The organism is Emticicia sp. W12TSBA100-4, assembly GCF_040253585.1.
Lineage (GTDB): Bacteria > Bacteroidota > Bacteroidia > Cytophagales > Spirosomataceae > Emticicia.
The window spans coordinates 307,623-325,892 of record NZ_JBELAU010000003.1 but is presented as its reverse complement, the minus strand read 5'-3'; the positions used below and the strand labels follow the sequence as shown (position 1 = coordinate 325,892).

General features: G+C 35.1%; 14 protein-coding genes and 1 other RNA gene. 10 read left to right on the top strand and 5 right to left on the bottom strand.

Annotated elements, in window-relative coordinates:
* Nucleotides 1–165: 165 nt before the first annotated feature.
* The 6 genes from ABR854_RS05305 to trmD all read left to right on the top strand — a co-directional run bounded on the left by ABR854_RS05305 (nucleotide 166) and on the right by trmD (nucleotide 5,164).
* Nucleotides 166–1,146 (top strand): Smr/MutS family protein, encoded by a 981-nt coding sequence (locus ABR854_RS05305; RefSeq protein ID WP_350264322.1) that lies wholly within the window; start codon nucleotides 166–168, stop codon nucleotides 1,144–1,146.
* 52 nt (nucleotides 1,147–1,198) lie between these two features.
* On the top strand, nucleotides 1,199–2,614 hold the full coding sequence (locus ABR854_RS05300) for a DUF4403 family protein (RefSeq protein WP_350264321.1): 1,416 nt from the start codon (nucleotides 1,199–1,201) through the stop codon (nucleotides 2,612–2,614).
* Nucleotides 2,615–2,696: 82 nt separating this feature from the next.
* Nucleotides 2,697–3,074, top strand: an RNA gene (rnpB, locus tag ABR854_RS05295) — RNase P RNA component class A.
* Nucleotides 3,075–3,241: 167 nt separating this feature from the next.
* Entirely contained in the window at nucleotides 3,242–3,790 is a 549-nt protein-coding gene (locus ABR854_RS05290) for a 30S ribosomal protein S16 (RefSeq protein WP_350264320.1), read from the top strand.
* A gap of 79 nt (nucleotides 3,791–3,869) precedes the next feature.
* Nucleotides 3,870–4,430: a ribosome maturation factor RimM gene (gene rimM / locus ABR854_RS05285; protein ID WP_350264319.1), complete on the top strand. Its 561-nt coding sequence runs from the start codon at nucleotides 3,870–3,872 to the stop codon at nucleotides 4,428–4,430.
* Between the two features lie 14 nt (nucleotides 4,431–4,444).
* Nucleotides 4,445–5,164 (top strand): tRNA (guanosine(37)-N1)-methyltransferase TrmD, encoded by a 720-nt coding sequence (gene trmD / locus ABR854_RS05280; RefSeq protein WP_350264433.1) that lies wholly within the window; start codon nucleotides 4,445–4,447, stop codon nucleotides 5,162–5,164.
* Nucleotides 5,165–5,230: 66 nt separating this feature from the next.
* On the opposite strand, the gene ABR854_RS05275 is transcribed toward trmD, so the two are convergent.
* Nucleotides 5,231–6,157 carry a hypothetical protein gene (locus ABR854_RS05275; RefSeq protein WP_350264318.1) on the bottom strand — a complete coding sequence of 309 codons (927 nt, stop codon included), beginning with the start codon at nucleotides 6,155–6,157 and terminating at the stop codon, nucleotides 5,231–5,233.
* Nucleotides 6,158–6,164: 7 nt separating this feature from the next.
* Nucleotides 6,165–7,466 carry an MBOAT family O-acyltransferase gene (locus ABR854_RS05270; RefSeq protein ID WP_350264317.1) on the bottom strand — a complete coding sequence of 434 codons (1,302 nt, stop codon included), beginning with the start codon at nucleotides 7,464–7,466 and terminating at the stop codon, nucleotides 6,165–6,167.
* A 1,041-nt stretch (nucleotides 7,467–8,507) separates the two neighbouring features.
* On the opposite strand from ABR854_RS05270, the gene gyrA reads away from it, so the two are divergent.
* The 4 genes from gyrA to ABR854_RS05250 all read left to right on the top strand — a co-directional run bounded on the left by gyrA (nucleotide 8,508) and on the right by ABR854_RS05250 (nucleotide 14,377).
* Nucleotides 8,508–11,183, top strand: a complete 2,676-nt coding sequence (gene gyrA, locus ABR854_RS05265) for a DNA gyrase subunit A (RefSeq protein WP_350264316.1) — start codon at nucleotides 8,508–8,510, stop codon at nucleotides 11,181–11,183.
* A 251-nt stretch (nucleotides 11,184–11,434) separates the two neighbouring features.
* A complete protein-coding gene (locus ABR854_RS05260; protein ID WP_350264315.1) occupies nucleotides 11,435–12,892 on the top strand; it encodes a tetratricopeptide repeat protein in 1,458 nt (485 codons plus the stop codon).
* Nucleotides 12,893–13,289: 397 nt separating this feature from the next.
* Entirely contained in the window at nucleotides 13,290–13,466 is a 177-nt protein-coding gene (locus ABR854_RS05255) for a hypothetical protein (RefSeq protein ID WP_350264313.1), read from the top strand.
* A gap of 23 nt (nucleotides 13,467–13,489) precedes the next feature.
* A complete protein-coding gene (locus tag ABR854_RS05250; protein WP_350264312.1) occupies nucleotides 13,490–14,377 on the top strand; it encodes an IS3 family transposase in 888 nt (295 codons plus the stop codon).
* 840 nt (nucleotides 14,378–15,217) lie between these two features.
* Here the strand turns inward: ABR854_RS05250 and ABR854_RS05245 are convergent.
* From ABR854_RS05245 to ABR854_RS05235, 3 genes are all read right to left on the bottom strand, one after another.
* Nucleotides 15,218–15,544 carry a hypothetical protein gene (locus tag ABR854_RS05245; protein WP_350264311.1) on the bottom strand — a complete coding sequence of 109 codons (327 nt, stop codon included), beginning with the start codon at nucleotides 15,542–15,544 and terminating at the stop codon, nucleotides 15,218–15,220.
* Between the two features lie 71 nt (nucleotides 15,545–15,615).
* On the bottom strand, nucleotides 15,616–16,380 hold the full coding sequence (locus ABR854_RS05240) for a ParA family protein (RefSeq protein WP_350264310.1): 765 nt from the start codon (nucleotides 16,378–16,380) through the stop codon (nucleotides 15,616–15,618).
* Nucleotides 16,381–17,139: 759 nt separating this feature from the next.
* Nucleotides 17,140–18,231 carry a YncE family protein gene (locus tag ABR854_RS05235; RefSeq protein ID WP_350264309.1) on the bottom strand — a complete coding sequence of 364 codons (1,092 nt, stop codon included), beginning with the start codon at nucleotides 18,229–18,231 and terminating at the stop codon, nucleotides 17,140–17,142.
* Nucleotides 18,232–18,270 lie beyond the last annotated feature (39 nt).

The window sequence follows — 18,270 nt, the reverse complement described above, 5'->3', positions numbered from 1 at the left end:
AATTTTATCTCTTCATTTAATTCGCCATACAGTTTGTTTAAAATCGTATGGCGAATTTTTTATGGTCATTATTACAAATTATTCATTTATCTTCAATCCTGCTTTATTTTCAGCTAATTTTGCAGAATACATTAAGTTTAACATAATTTTAGGATAACCAAAATAATGAATATAGGAGATAAGGTAAGGCTCATACACTCAAAAGAAGAAGGTATAGTAACCCGTTTTTTGAAGAATGATGTCGTAGAGGTTGAAATTGAAGAAGGTTTTAAATTGCCTGTTTTACGCAAAGAATTGGCAGTCGTTTCAAAAGCAGAAGATAAGGCTTTCAAGCCGCAGTCGAGAGTACAAGAAACGATACCACCACAGAGACCTGTTGCTGAAAGAAGTAGTTCACACGTAAAAGCCGATAAAGGTATCTACTTAGCATTTTTGCCGATCAATGAAAAATTGGTTTCATTGCACATCATTAACAATAGTGATTGGGATTTGCCGTTTTCATTGACTACAGGCTCAGAAAAAACACATCGAGGCTTGCTTGGTGGTTTTCTCACGGCTCGAAGTTTCCAGAAATATCCTAAAGATTTAGACTTAATAGACTTTGACGATTGGGGAAATTTAACTTTTCAAGCATTTTACTATAATTTGGGTTATTTCATTGAGCGGCCAACTTTTATAAAGAAAATGCGGCTGCGTGCCAATACTTTCTTCAGCCACAAAAAGTCAGCACCTATTCTTGCCAAAGACTGTTATTTATTTCAGTTAGATGCAGATGATTTGCCACTTGTAATCAACCCAGCGGAACTGAAAGAGAAAATGATGCAGTCAAAAACGGAAGAAATTCCTCTCAAAACCATTGAAAAACCTGCTGCAACCATTGATTTGCATATTGAGCAACTCACCACAAATGCTCTGAGTATGAATAATGCACAAATGCTCGACCTACAAATGCGAACTTTTGAAGCAAAATTTGAAAATGCCATTGCATCTGGTATGGATGAAATCGTATTTATTCATGGTGTAGGAAATGGTGTCTTGAAGCAAGAGATTCAGAAGAAATTAGCAGGACATAAAAATGTAGCTTGGTTTCAAGATGCTCAAAAAGAAAAATTTGGCTACGGAGCTACTCGAATTAAAATAAAATGATACTTTTTGAAGTTATTTGTCAAATATAACCAAACCATTATTAAATTAATCAATGAAAAGTAAGTTAGCGAGTCTCAATTTTGTTGCTATTGCCTTTTTTACTGCCTTTTTTACATCATTCTATGCCATCGGGCAGAAATCAAACCCCGAAGCTCCAGTCGAAAACTATTTACAAGATACCGTACTCGTGCAGAAGATACCTTCAAATATTAGTATTCCGTTCGATATTGCCATGAGCGACATCGAGAAGCAAATTAATGCAACAGTCACGGGTTTGATTTTCGAAGATAATAGTTATACCGATGATAATAATGATAATTTTAAATGTAAAGTTTGGAAAAAGTCTAATATCCTTATTACTGCTGCTACAAATGATGTCTTTGATTTCACTGTTCCGATTAAAGTTTGGGCTGAAAAAGGTATAGGAGCATTCGGTATTATGAAGTATATTCCACTTGAATTTGAGATGAATCTGAAATTTTCGACCCGTTTTACCATAAAACCCGATTGGTCAGTGCAAACTTTTACCACGCCAAATGGCTATGAATGGATTACAAAACCAAAGGTAAATGTTGGTTTCGATGTACCTCTTGATTTCATTGTCGGAAAAATAATTGATAATAACCACACCAAATTCGCTAAATCGCTTGATGATGCCGTTGCAAAGAATATGACAATCAAGCCTTATGTTATACAAGCGTGGAATGCGGCTATGCAACCTTATTTAGTATCAGAAGAATATCACACTTGGGTGAAAATTACCCCTTTGGAGATTTCGATGGTACCATTAAGAACCGTAGGGCGTAATATAAAGTCAGTTATTGGTATTAAAGCATTCACCGAAACACTTACTGGCGACCGCCCTTTTGCTCCTTTTTCGGTGAGTTCTGTGCCTAACCTAAAGATTGTCACAGGTATTCCAAATGATTTTCAAGTAGGTTTAATGAGCGATGTTTTGTTTACAGAAGCTGCCGCACAGGCAAAAAAGATGTTTGTAGGGCAGAAATATGAGTTTCAAGAAGGAAAATATAAAATCGAGATTACCGAAATTGACATTTATGGAAGCAATGAGTTTTTGGTAATCAAGGCTGATATTAAAGGTAGTCTAAAAGGTGCTGTATATATTAAAGGTATTCCTGTGTATGACCCAATAAAGAAAAAAATCGTATTATCGAATTCGCAATTTGATATTCAGACAAAAAATATCTTAGCAAAAGCTGCTGCTTGGCTTTTAGAAGGTAAACTCGTGAAGATGATTGAAGATGAATATGGTTTGCCAGTTGATGAACTAATCACCTATGCCAAACAGAATATAGAAACTGCCATGAATACCGAATACAAAAAAGGTGTAAAACTAAGCGGGAAAATTGATGCTGTTCAACCTGATAAAGTATATCTTACTCCAACAAGTATAGTTGCACTCGTGATGGCAAAGGGTAAAGTAGAAGTAAAAGTAGAAGGTTTATAAGAAAAACATACATTGACGTTAAATATAAAACCTGTAAGGTATTCAAGGCCTTACAGGTTTTTTTTCTACCTTTGCATCAGAAAAAGTAAGCCGTCTTATCGCGATTCTTTAGAGAATTGAGGAAAGTCCGAACAGCAAAGAGCATCATGCTACCTAACGGGTAGGGAGTAATTGGGCGACTGATTATTTACAGCCAGTGCAACAGAAAATAAACTACCGTAGTCATACGGAAAAGGTGAAAAGGTAGGGTAAGAGCCTACCGCTCGGTTGGTGACAAACGAGGCACGGTAAACCTCATGAGCTGAAAGACCAAATAAACCGACAGTCCTTCGGGACTAAGGCTGCTCGTCTGAGTCGGAGGGTAGGTTGATAGAGGCAAGTAGCGATACTTGTTCGAGATAAATGATAAGAATTTCGAGAAATCGAAATACAGAATTCGGCTTATAGGCTTATTTTTTCTTTTACAAAACTTCAAATTCGGATAGAAAATTCCTTAAAAACAGCCTTTTACTATTTACCATTCAATAAAATTTCTGCTAAATATTTGATTTTCAATGCAATAGTTATACCTTTGCAGTCCAAATAAAACAGGGGACGAGTTCCCCAACTTTAAATAAAACAAAAGAAATGGCAGTTAAAATCAGATTAGCAAGAAGAGGACGCAAGCAAGCACCAGTTTATGACATCGTAGTAGCTGACTCTCGCTCACCTCGTGATGGTAAATTCATCGAGAAATTAGGTCAGTACAACCCACAATCAACTCCAGCAGGAATTTCATTGAAAGATGATAGAGCTGTGTATTGGTTAATGGTTGGAGCAGAGCCAACAGATACTACAAGAAAAATCTTGTCAGTAAGAGGTGTTATGTTGAAAAAACACTTACAAGTAGGTGTAGCAAAAGGTGCTATCACACAAGAAGTAGCTGATGCTCGTTTCGAGGCTTGGTCTAAAGAAAAAGACGCAAAAAGAGAAGTTAAGATAGCAAAGTTAACTGAAGGGAAAGATGCAGCTAAGAAAGCAGCATTTGATGCAGAAAAGAAAAAACGTGCTGATATGGAAGCCGCTCAACAAAAAGCAATAGCTGAAGCAGAAGCTGAGGTTGCTGCTCAAGAAGCAGAAGCCACAGAAGAAGCTCCAGTAGCAGAAACTACTGAGGAAACACCTGCAGAAGCTTAATTCTTACAGTTGCAGTCATTTATAAAGAATCCTCGCCCCAAAAGCGAGGATTTTTATTTAATTCAATAATTCGCTTACTATGACAAAAGAAGATTGTTATTTAGTGGGTAAACTAACCAAAACCCACGGACTAAAAGGCGAAATGGCCATTTGGTTAGATGTTGACTACCCCGAAGAATACGAAGACTTAGAATCTATTCTGGTAGAAATGAAGGGAGAGTTGATACCTTACTTCGTAGAAGAGATTCAAATCAGAGCCAATAAATCAATCATTAAGTTTGAAGATGTAGATTCGATTGAAGCGGCACAAAAACTCGTCAATTGTGATTTATATTTGCCAAATGAAAATTTGGAAGAATTGGACGACGATCAATTCTATTACCACGAAATTATAGGTTTTGATATAGTGGATGATACGCAAGGAAAATTGGGTAAAGTGACGGCCGTTTATACCGCCGAGGCTCAAGACTTGATTGCGATGAATTATCAGAACCAAGAAATATTAATTCCGGTGAGTGATGAAATCGTGAAGACGATTGACCGTGAAAAAAAAGAACTTTATACAAATTTACCAGCGGGCTTAATTGAAGTTTATTTAGATGAAGCTGGAACACCCGATGATGCCGACGAGGAAGAATAAGAAGTTTTGAAATGATGGAAGCAGAAAAAATAACTATTGAAGATACCCCAAATTCTGGACTAAGAATTGACATCATTTCGTGTGTCCCTCGCTTGTTGGATAGCTTTTTCGACCACTCGATTTTGAAGCGTGCCAAAGATGCTGGTCATGCCGAAGTAGTGATTCATGACCTCCGTGACTACTCAATCCAGAAGCAAAAACAGATTGATGATTATGCCTTCGGTGGTGGGGCTGGAATGGTACTCGGAATCGAGACAATTGCTCGATGTATTCGTAATTTACAAAGTATTAGAGTTTATGACGATATAATATATATGACTCCCGATGGCGAACGCTTTCAACAAAAGATGGCCAATCGCCTTTCGATGAGCAAAAATCTTATGATTTTGTGTGGGCATTATAAAGGAATTGATGAGCGTGTTAGAGAACACTTTATTACTAAAGAAATATCAATAGGAGACTACGTTTTGTCAGGTGGAGAGTTGCCCGCAGCTGTTGTGAGCGATGCTCTTATTCGTCTTATACCTGGCGTGCTAAACGATGAAACATCAGCCCTTACAGATTCTTTTCAAGATAATCTTTTGGCTCCGCCAGTATATACTCGACCAGCCGATTTTGAGGGTTGGAAAGTGCCAGAGGTTTTACTTTCTGGCCACGAGAAAAAAATCAATGATTGGCGAATGGAGCAATCTATTAAACGCACCCAAGAGCGTCGACCAGATTTATTACAGTAACAAAAAAGACTTGACTTTAAGGTCAAGTCTTTTTTGTTACTGTAATTCCTTCCGTATTTACTAAGGCTATTTTTTGTTATTTTGGGCTTTTTTTATGTCTTCAATCATCATCATTGTTCTGTATTCAATTCCCTTTTTGTTCAAATGATATGGGGTATTGTATAGAAGTGAATCAGGCATTTTATATTTCTCAGCTGAGCCTATAATTTGTAGTTTTGATTTTCTCAATTCTTCTTGAACTTTTCTAATTTGAATAATCGAATTATTATAGGATGCTTCCTGATAGCAAGGAAATGAAACATACAGTGATGCTCCTTTTTTATTGAGCTCGATCTGGAATTTTTCAAAATACCGTACCACGTCATCGTTAAATTCACCACCGATGGTAGAATAGGGGTCAAAATGTTCTTGCTCTTTTTCTAAATGTGTGTAGGTATCTCCATATTGATTAAACGAATTTACGGAATAAATATCACTGTCTTTAAAATTATGATATTCACTTATCTTAAACTTTGTTAAGATGTATTTTGGTAAAAACGGAACTATATTCGAAAGTTGAGGCAGATTTAAATGCTTTATATTCATAAAATCTACATCAAAAACTGTTCTCATTAGCTCTTCAGATCCCGCATCAAGGCCTCTATAATAATGACCGTATTCGGGAACAAGAATTACAATATCACCTTTCTGTATATATTCGCTTGTATTATCAATCATATATTTTATACCTATCAGAGCATGAATAGCAGTATTAATCGGATTTAATTTTAAGGAATCCTTTATAGTTTTACTATCTAAGCCAAAACAAAGATTTGAACCACCAACAAAAATTATTCGTGGCGATGGCGTATTTTGTAATAATGAATTCTTTCCAATGCTGGCCATTAAAAGTGATTTTGAAGCACGAGGAGTTGTGGGTAGCAATATTCCCAAGATAAATGCAAGTGGTATTGGTGAAAGAAATACTAATGTTTTGAGTATAAATTTTTTCATGTAAATCCTAAAACTGAAAATAGATAAATTGTTGGTCTTGGCCTGAAAATAAGAATATTTTTGTGAATATTGTAATGATAATTGCGTAGTAGAAGGCATATCTCAACGAACGTTTCCAGTTGTGGCCTAATTTTGCAATAGCGTATTGTTCTTCTCTTCCAAACCATTCGATTAAAACAAAAATACCTATCAAAGCTAATGTAATATATGCTTGTTTTGTTTCTTCGAACTGTGGAATTGATAAAATTGAAGAAGAAAAAATACCAGAGATGTAATTTGTTGCGTGATGGATACTTTCTGCCCTAAAAAATATCCACGCAAATACAGTTAAAAGAAAAGTGATAATTATCTGAGAAAACTCTTTAATGCTTGGCCATTGCCTGCCTTTAGCAACGATGTCAATATAGTTGCGGTTGGTCTTCATAATAATAGCAGGCATGATGAAAAGAGCATTCAATGCTCCCCAAGTAATAAAAGTCCAGTTAGCACCGTGCCAAAAGCCACTTACAATAAAGATAATAAATGTATTACGAATTCGCATCCAATTGCCACCACTACTTCCTCCTAACGGGATATATAAGTAATCTTTGAACCAAGACGATAAAGAAATGTGCCAACGTCTCCAAAATTCAGCTATGTCTCTTGAAAAGTACGGATAGGAAAAGTTGCGTAACAATTCAATGCCAAATAATCGAGCAGTACCTAAGGCGATGTCTGAATACCCAGAGAAATCTCCATAAATCTGAAAAGTAAAAAATATTGCTCCCAAAAAAAGTGTACTTCCACTCATTTCGGTTGAATTATTGAAAATTTGATTCGCAAATTCTGCACAATTATCAGCAATCACTATTTTTTTAAATAAGCCCCAAAGTATTTGTCGTAAGCCATCAACGGATTTCTTATAGTCAAATATCCTTTGTTTTTTTATTTGTGGTAGTAAATGAGTGGCTCGCTCGATTGGACCAGCAACTAATAGAGGGAAAAAGCTTACAAATACTGCATAATCCACGAAACTCTGCTCAGCCTTGATTCTATCTTTATAAATATCAATTACATACGACAGCCCATGAAAAGTATAAAAAGAAATTCCAACAGGTAAAATGACTTTTATCATCAAAGGATTGACTTGCCATCCGATAGATGACATCGCCGAAGCAAATGATTCGGTGAAAAAATTGTAATACTTGAAAATTCCAAGAAAACCAAGATTTACAATAATACTTAACCAAAACCAAAACTTTTTTACTTGAAGATTTTTGGCATGCTGCATCTCTAAGCCCGTGAAATAATCAAGTAAAGTTGAAAACATAAGTAAAAACATAAATCTCCAGTCCCAACAGGCATAGAAGAAATAGCTTGATATGAGCAATAGAGCATTTTGTAAGTAAAGTCTTTTATTTGTTACGAACCAATAAAGAGCAAAAACAATAGGTAAGAATATAGCAAATTGTAGAGAATTAAATAGCATTCGTTTATCAGTAATTAATCATTAGTTTAAATAGGGTTAGCCCTTTGAGCATGACTCACAACAGTCTGGGGCTTTGAGAAGTTGAGGTATTTGGAACATAAAAGTTCAATTTATCAACGCAGTTTATTAGAAGCACACAGTTCGATAGAAGTACACAGGTCAAATTTAATACTTTCGCCTCAGTTTTGCAAAATCCTTATATAGACTTAATGTATTTTACAATTAATTAAGTTTAGAATACTAACATATTGACTGTAGAAGCAGACATTTTGAAAAACACAAGTTCACAGTTTACACTAATTACGAGTAGAAAGATAAATTCAGACGGTTGTAGCCGTTGAGTTTTCGACTATTGGTTCACAATTGATAATTTAGTGTTTCTTTGTGTTTATTCAAAGATATTTGCCTATAGTTAAAAAATCAATGAGTTTTCTTTTTTTTCTTTGTATAAATTAGTCTTATACTTCGTGTACCTCCGTGGTAAGAATTGTCTTATATGGCATTAAGTTATTCAGTTGAGTTCAAGCAATTTAATATTCAAAACCTCACTTACAGAGTAATAAAAATATTGCATCGTGATAAGAAAGTTACTTTATCAAGCTTTACCATTCTAAATAGAGAGCTTACTGATCATAAATAATATTTATGAAAATTATATTTAGTATTATGCAAAACAAACTAATAATATAAAATAAAAAGATATATATTATTAAAAAGTATAGTTAATATATTATCAAACCCCTATTTTTACCTTTAAACACCGCATTTTCCTTGCAAAATCCATAAAAAAATAGTAAATTTGTATATGATACAGGTAGAAAAGTACAATAAAAACCTAAAAAAATTATATAATTATCTTCATTTAAGTAAAATTAAAGGCTAATGGCTGAGGAAACAGAAAATTTAACTCCAATTGGCGACGATTCGCAATCTTCCAACAACGGCACAATTATCCCAATTAACATCGAAGACGAAATGCGTGGTGCGTACATTGATTATTCAATGTCTGTTATCATCTCACGTGCTTTACCTGATGTTAGAGATGGTCTAAAACCCGTTCACCGTCGTGTGCTTTACGGTATGGCAGAGCTAGGCGTTTATCACAATCGTGCTTACAAAAAATCAGCCCGTATCGTAGGAGAGGTACTGGGTAAATTCCACCCACACGGCGATTCATCAGTTTACGGTACAATGGTGCGTATGGCCCAACCTTGGTCGTTGCGTTATATGCTCGTTGACGGACAGGGTAACTTTGGCTCAATTGACGGCGACTCACCCGCTGCCATGCGTTATACCGAGGCACGTTTAAAGCGTATTGCCGAAGAACTTTTGGCTGACATCAACAAAGAAACGGTTGACTTTCAACCTAACTTTGATGATTCCCTCGAAGAACCATCAGTAATGCCTGGTAAAATACCAAACTTGCTTCTAAATGGTTCGTCTGGTATTGCCGTTGGTATGGCTACCAATATGGCTCCGCATAATTTGTCGGAAGTAGTAGATGGTATCACTGCTTACGTTGATAATAACGAAATTACGGTTGAGGAGTTGATGCAACACATCAAAGCACCTGATTTTCCTACAGGAGGAATTATCTATGGCTACAATGGTGTTAAATCTGCGTTTGAGACTGGGCGTGGCCGTATCGTCATTAGAGCTGTTGCTAATTTTGAAGTGTCAAAAACAGGCAAAGACCAAATCGTTGTTACTGAAATTCCATATATGGTCAATAAGGCAGCAATGATTGAGAAAACTGCTTCTTTGATTAATGATAAGAAGATTGAAGGAATCTCCGACATGCGTGACGAGTCAGACCGTGATGGTATGCGTATCGTATATGACCTCCGTAAGGATGCCGTGCCAAATGTAGTTTTGAATAATTTATTTAAATATACTGAGCTTCAATCTTCATTTAGTATCAACAACGTAGCATTATCTAAAGGTCGCCCCGTAACGGTCAACCTCAAAGATATGATTCGCTTCTACGTTGACCACCGCATGGAGATTATCACTCGTCGTACTCAATATGATCTCCGTGAAGCACAAAAACGAGCTCATATCTTAGTTGGTTTATTAATTGCCTTAGATTATCTCGATGCCGTAATTGCACTCATCCGTAAGTCGAAAGATGCCGATGAAGCAAAAGCTGGATTGATGGCAGGTAATTTTATGACGGCTAAAGAAAAAGATGAGTTCCTAAGTTCGGGTGTTCAACGCCTTCAAATCGAAGGAACTTACGACAATGACGCTGCCAGTGGAATTATATTGAGCGAAATTCAAGCAAAAGCTATCTTAGATATGCGTTTGCAACGCCTCACAGGTTTAGAACGTGATAAAATTATTGCTGAATACAACGAAATCAAAGCAATTATTGATGATTTGAGAGCAATTTTGGCATCAGAAGAACGTAAACGTACTATCATCAAAGATGAGTTGGCTGAATTGAAAGCTCGTTATGGCGATGCACGTCGTTCTAAAATTGAGATGGCTGCTGGTGAATTTAGTATTGAAGATATGATTCCAGATGATGAAATGCTCGTAACCATTTCACATCAAGGGTATATCAAACGTACACCACTGCAAGAATATCGAACACAAGGGCGTGGAGGTACTGGTTCACGTGGTGTAAAAACCAAAGATGAAGATTATACCGAACATCTTTTTGCTGCAACCAATCACAATTACTTATTATTCTTTACACGCAAAGGTCGTTTATTTTGGATGCGTGTATTTGAAGCACCCGAAGGAGCAAAAACATCAAAAGGTAGAGCTATTCAAAACCTTATCAATATCGAAGCCGATGATAAGATTCAAGCAGTATTGAATGTCAAAACGCTCGTTGATGAAGATTACATAAAAAATAACTACATCGTAATGTGTACCGAAGACGGAACAGTGAAAAAGACTCTTTTGGAGGCTTACTCTCGTCCACGTCAAGGTGGTATCATTGCCATCAATATCGCCGAAGGCGATAATCTCTTAGATGTTGCTCTGACTAACGGCGATAACAATATCGTCATCGCAGCTCGTAATGGTAAAGTAGTTCGCTTCCATGAATCAGGTACTCGTCCGATGGGCCGTACGGCAACTGGTGTTCGTGGTATTAATCTCGAAGAAGGCGACCGAGTAATTGGAATGGTCTGTGTGTCGAGAGAAGATACGCAACTCTTAGTTGTATCGGATAAAGGCTACGGAAAACGTTCTGATGTTGAAGATTACCGAGTAACGTCGAGAGGAGCGAAGGGTGTTAAAACGCTCAATATTACTGATAAAACGGGTGCTTTGGTAGCCATCAAAGAAGTGACCGATGATGATGATTTAATGATTATCACAAAAAAAGGAGTTGCTATCCGTATCAAGGTTTCTGATTTGCGTGTAATGGGGCGTAATACCCAAGGTGTTAAACTCATTCGCATGAGCGATACCGACGATATCGCATCCGTAACTCGAATTATCAGAGAAGAGGAAGAAGAAGTTGAAAATTCAGCAGATGGTGCAGTTGATGGATCTTCAGCAACTGAAGTTTCAGGTTCGTCAGAAACGCCAACTGTAGAGTAAGAAATTTAGAATAGAGTAGGAGAGAAGAGGCTTTCAATAAACAATTATCATTCACCTAAAGATTTACATAAATGTCTATTCGTCAATAGGTTACATTAGAATACAAGAAAATAGATGATAATTGTTTATTGAAGTTTATTAACTGATAATGTTAAACTTTTGTTAATTGCTCAGAAATTTCATATTTTCGACTAAAAAAATAGTCAAAACCCTAAATTGAAAATAATTATCACCAAAACCGAATTTATCAAATGAAAAAAATCATTTTAGCGTCTGTAATGACAGTATTTACAACAGGCGTTTATGCACAGGGTGCAATTGATGCCCAACTAAAAGAAGCCCAATGTAAAACCGCTACTGATAATATAGCTAAAGCAGAAAAAGCAACTCAAGATGCCAAGAAAGCATTGAAATCAGCAACATGGGTAAAACTCGCTGAGTCTCAACTTGAAATGGCTATTGATTGTGGCAAAGACTCAACAGCATCAGAAAAAGCGTACAATACTTATTTGAAAGCTTTGGAAGTAGATAAAGCAGCAGGAGGGAAGGGCGTGAAAGATATTGAAGCAGCAATGACAGGTTCAACATCAAGATTATACACTTCTTTGATGCAACAAGGTGCCGGCTATTATAACCTAAAGAATTACAGTAAAGCCCTTAATCTTTTCAAATTAGCATCGACAACAAGTCCTAAAGATACAATCGCAACTTTATATGCAGGTATTGTAGCACAACAAGGGCAGGCAATGGATGATGCCAAAACATATTTTGGAAAATTTATCGACCAAGGTGGAAAAGACGTAGCAGTATTTTATGGTTTGTCTGAATTATACAGAAACGATAAAGAACATGCGAAAGCAGTAGAAATCTTAAAGAAAGGTATTGCCGTAAATCCGAAAGATAAAGATTTACAAAGCTCACTTATCAATGCTTATTTAGGTGGTGGTATGATGAATGAAGCTATTGAAATGATGAAACAAAGAGTTGCGAGCACACCGAATACACCTGAGAATGCTAAGAATTTAGCTGAAGACTTCAAAAACTTGGGAACTTTATATGAAAATGGTGCTGGAGAATACGAAAAGAAAATCCGTCCACTTGAACATGATGTAACTCAAGCTGCTAAAGATAAAATTGAGGCTGAGAAAGAATTAGCAAATGTAGAAGGAAAGAAATCTGCTCAAGAAGAAGAATTAAAGCGTTTAACTGACCGATTGAAAAAAGAGCCTAAAAATGCAGCTTCAATTAAAGGTAGCATTGCTTCTGTAAATCAAATGATTGCAGCAGCAGGAGCAGAAGTTGATGCTGCCAAAAAGAAAATTGAAAAAGCAGCTCAAGTAGCACAAAATAACAGCAAAAATGAAGCTGAATTAAATAGTTTAAGAGCAAAAGAAACAGAATTGAAAGATTTGGCCGTTTCAAATTATAAAAAAGCTCTTGAAATCGACCCAAGTAATTTTGATGCAAACTATAACTTAGGAGTGTTTTATTTTAACTCTGCCGTTGTAGCTAAAGGAGCTGTAGATAGAATGGATATGAAAACTTATAATGAGAAAGGTAAAGCCATCGAAGAGCAAGTTTGTGCAACTTTTACGCAGTCAAAAATATATTTTGATAAATGTAAGTCATTGAAAGCTGATGACCAAGATACAAATTCAAATCTCGAAAATTTGAAAGGAGTACTTGAGCAATGTGCTAAACGTAAATAATTGATTATCAATTATTTATTTGTGAATTATAATAAAAAAAGCCTGCTAAGAAATTTCTTAGCAGGCTTTTTTTATTATGTATATCGCAAGTATATATGGGGGAATAGGAAATTATTATTTAACATAATGTAAATTATAAAACATATCATATGCTACTAAATTGACTTGACATATATCTTATAAATATATGATAATCAAGGACTTACAAAGAAATAAAAAAAATCGTAACTTCATACCCTACTTACGAAAAGTAGTAGAAAGCTACCGTGCTGGACTGGTCTCTTCTACTGAATTGAAGACTGGTTTACAGATGGATTTTAAGCGTGTCCGACATCTTAACAGATGGTATTTTAAGCATCGAATTTTGCCCCTTCTTAAACCTAAAAAGACTAAGAAAATGAAATCAGACAATGCTCGAATCAAAGAACTTGAAGCAAAAATCAAGTTGCTTGAAAAAGAAAAAGAATTCTTCAAATTGAAGGCTGTTGCGTGGGAAACTTTGGTCGATGTGGCCGAAGAAACTATGAATATTTCCATCAAAAAAAAGTTCGCACCCAAACGGTTGAAAAGCTGACTTGTCGTTACCCATTGCTGGGTATGAGTTTGCTCTGTTCGTTGTTTGGGTTTAGTCGTCAAGCTTGGTATGCGGCTATCAAGCAGAAAGAAAAGGTTTCGTTTGAATTTGATGCTGTTTTGGCTGAAATCTTGGCTATTCGTAAGCGAATACCTGGTATTGGCACGGCTAAATTGTATGAGCTTTTAAAGCCCTTTTTGTTTTCCCATTTCATTAAAATGGGTCGAGATAAGGTTCATCTTTTGTTAAAAAAAGAGGGTTTATTGGTCAAAAAGAAAGGTCGTAGAGTGGTTACGACCAATTCTGACCATTGCTTGAAAAAGTATCCAAATTTAGTAAAAGATATTATTCCAACCGAAACAGAATCGTTGTGGGTGTCCGACATGACTTATCTTTCGTGTGGTCGTGGCTTTGCTTATTTATCGTTGATTATGGATGCTTTTTCTCGAAAAATTGTTGGTTGGTCTTTACAAAAAAAGTTGGATGCTAAGGGGCCTGTTTTAGCTCTAAAAATGGCGTTACAGTCCCGCACTAAAGCCACACAATTAATCCACCATTCTGACAGAGGTGTACAGTACTGCTCGTGGGCGTATGTGGATTTATTAAGGGATGCAAATGTGAAAATTAGTATGTGTTCTGCGGCCGAACCCAATGAAAATTCGATGGCTGAACGCCTGAATCGTACTTTAAAAGAGGATTTTAATGTGAAGGGATTTATTTCTTTTTGTGAGGCTTCGGAGGTAATTGAACGAGTAATCAAGACTTATAATGATTACCGTCCGCATGCCTCATTAGATTACAAAACGCCTAAGCAGGCTCATCAATCTATTGGTAGTCAAAGACTTAGGTGGTATCCGTATAAAAAAATAAGGTTTTCTAATGTGATTAGAAAACCTGTAAATTCGGGATGATTGAATGCTGTCAAGCTATCTTCGTAGCATACGTATATATAATATACTTTCTTTATATTTAATAAGTAAAATTAGTATTAAATATAAACCCTATTGGTGTTCTTTTCTACTCGACCCCTTCACTCACTTCTCACCTTACTACACTCTTCAAAATTCAAATTGCTCCGTTTAGTACATTTAAATTTTATCGACTAATTCAATGATTTGCTCATTTTTGTTGTGGCTGAGAATTGAATGAAAAATGTTTCCTGATAGATTGTCGGTAAATATTCAATTCTCGCAAAGCTTAAAAACAAGGTTTTCGAATAAATCTACAATTAAATTAATATAATTTTTTAAGAAACTGCTGTTATTGTTAAGGCTATTTTGAACAAATTGCGTTAAATAGATTTAATCTCATGTATGATTGCTTACAGAAATTAGAATGATTTTTCAAACGAAAATTAAGTTAGAGTATTCTCAATCAGGGAATAATAAATTTGTAGTTTCTGAAACGTATGGATAATTTTTCTTACTTGCCAGTTGTAGAGTGTTGATAAGTAGTATTTCATTTCTTCAAATTGACTATTTTCGGAAAAATAAATCCACAAATGCAGAAAAATCCACGTGGAACATTTGTGGAAAAAGTGAAATATTTTGTGAATATGTGTTGAGAATATCTAAAGTAATTGAGTCCCCTACTGAATAATTCTAAATTAAGTCTTCATTATATACCTCTTATTGGAGAATGCTGATAATAGTTGTAAGAGCATAGTATACCAGTTTCTTTGAGAATTAATGGCTACTATGCTCTGATACGTAGTTTCAGGATTTGAAACTTACAGAGGAAATTTATTATATTTAACTCATAAAAGCCTTTAATGCTTTCGGCTTACGACCAACTTTCTTACGCATTTTTACTTTTTCTGGGCGTTCTTTTATCTTTTTGTCTTCAAAGAATACACCAAGTGCTTCTATTATAATATCTTTTTGTGACATGCCTTCCCAGTACCCATAGTCTTTCATTTGTTCAACAAGTTCATTCGGGCAGTCAAAAGTGACTTTGGTTGATGGCCCAGATTCTTGCATAGCATTTAGTATCGTATTTGCTTGAGTTGCTGCTGCACTTTCAGCGGTTTTGCCTGCTGGAACTAAACTTTCAAATGTGAAATTTTTATTTTTTGCCATTGTCTTAAATTTTACTTTAGGATACTATCTTATTAGTATATTCAAAATCTTTTAGGTGCTCTATGAACAATCTACTGTTTTATACTTTCCAAAATTTCTTTGGTCAGGTTATAATAGTCCATTGCTCCATTACTATCTGGCGAGTAAGAAAAAATATCCGTGCCATTGGCTTGTGCTTCCGAAACTGCAATGTTATCACGAATCGTAGTTTTGAAAAACTTATCGCCAAGCTGCTGTTTGGTTGCTTCAACTAAGTCGTTACTTAATTTTTTGTTTATCTTCGGATTGTATCGAGTTGCAAATACTCCACCCAAATGTGTATTTGGACTTATCTGTTGAAGCTCCGATGAGTAAATCAAGAAATTACGCAAACCCTCATAACTCAAAAATTCGGCTTGAAGCGGAACCAAATACATATCGCAAGCAATGAGTGCAATTCGTGTCATACCCGAAAGTGTTGGCGGACAGTCTATCATGATGAACTCATAATTTTTCTTGACCTTATCAAGTAATAATTTTAAGTTGAATGGAAATACAGGCGATGCCTTGATGGTATCCTCTTTAGCATTCAGTTCAGCAGAGCTTGGTAGTAAATCACCAATGGGTGTTTCAATGGCTACGGTATCGAATGATAATTCACCAGTCAAATAATTTCCTACGTGATTTTTTCCTACTTGAGCTTCTTGTACTCCGAAGCAACGAGTCAAACTCGCTTGTCCATCCAGGTCAATAAACAGGACTCTTGCTCCTGCAAATTTTTGAAACGCCGCTCCTAAGTTTTGAGTTGAAGTGGTTTTGCCAACCCCCCCCTTGTTGTTAACTACGCTAATAATCATTGGATATGAAAGAATAATATTTACCCGCAATATAGGTCAAATAAAATATATCAGCAATATCGTTGTTATTAATTTTATCCACAGTATTTTTTAATAAGTTAATATCTAACAAAATATACTTATATTTTGTAATAGTACTTATTAATTGTTAAATATTTATTGTTAAAATCTTAATGATTAATATTTAATAACAAAAAAATATGTATAAAAATATTGTTAAGTATATATTTAAAAAATACATTTCAAAATAATAATATTTATATACTTAATTAAAAATATAAAACTTATTTATATAATAAACCAATTTATATGTGTAAATTTAAAAGTAAAAATTATATATAATTTAAAGTTCTTATAGTATTATATAAATAAAAATATAAGAAAGTATTAAAAGTATTGTTTGTTGTGTATGAAAAATATTTTATAAGTATATAAATATGTACGAATAGTATAATATTATAGAAAAGGTTTGGGTTTCAAAAGGTCTTGAAAATCGTTTTTAAGCGGTGTGTTTTTTAAGAAATGATAAACTACCTTATCTGTAATCTTGGATGGCTTCAATGGAGTTATTTGGGGCTTAAAATTAGGTAGCATTAGTTTGTAATATGGATGGGAAAATTTCATTTATCCAATAATGTGGTGCATTTTCAAATTTGGACGCTAAAAATGAATTTTAGGGATAAATTTTAGTATAAATTATAAAACAAAAAAGGAGAAAGTTGCCTTCCTCCTTATAAAATGTCTGATTCGTTTTTTCTTTTATTTAAAATAAAATCCGCTCGGAGCTATCTCAGCTTTTACTGAATCTATTAATGTTCCTGAGGTTTGGTATCTGAAAATATAACCAGCTTGTTTGTATGACGGAATCAGACTTGTGTAAATAATGTCACTTTCAGTGTCGAAGCCAACAGCTGTAAATGTTCTATTGATAAAAGTTTTGCTTGTGCCAGTAGCAATATCAATTGCATTTACTTCTCCTTTAAGTTTATAACCATCGGCTGCATCATAAAAATTGTAGGTACAATAAAGTGTTTTTTTATCTTTACTGATGCTTAAACTGCTCGGAGATTTTTTATCATTCGTACCAGCTTTCAATTTTGTTTCCACTATTTTAGTCGTTGGATTAAACAACTTCAATTCTTTTTCGGCAATCATCCAAATTTTATTTGACGCATCTAAAGTAAAATTACTTGGATTCGCACCTACTTCAATCGTAGTCGTTACTTCGTCCTTCTGTGTATCAATTACCTTAATTGTTTTCTGACTGCCAACATTACCAACGTAAGCCGTTGTACCAATTACTAAGATACTCTCTGCTCCTTTATCAACTGGAATCTTTTTTGTGATTTTATTAGTGGATAAGTCAAGCACTGCCACGAAGCCTTGTTTGTATGAATAGTCAGGATTAAATGTATCCCAGCAGGTTATGTAGGCTTTGTTAGCTCCTGCCTTAACTACTTTTCTTGGGTTATCTATTTCTCCTTTAATACTTGCTATACTTTTGAATGTACGAGCGTTGACTATTTCAATGGCGTCTTTTCCATCGGTTGAATTATCTACCAATATAATGCCTTTTTCGTCAATCTCTGAATAATCTGTAATACCGCCTGCTATCGAAGTGTTATTCTCTTTTAAGAAAATGTCAGTCGAGGCGGTTTTGCTACTTCTGTTCACTAAAGAGAGCGTTCCGTTATTATCAAAAAAGTTTCCTGAGTTAATAATGAAGACGCCATCATCATAAGGTTGTGCTGGAGTACTTTCTGTTTTCTCGCATGAACTAAATGCGATGGCTGTTAATGAAATTAAACTTAGATTTCTGAGTGTGCGTGTTGATAAAAAATTGTTTGTCATTTTTCTTTGGGCGGGCCTACCGCAATTTTAGTTTGAAAA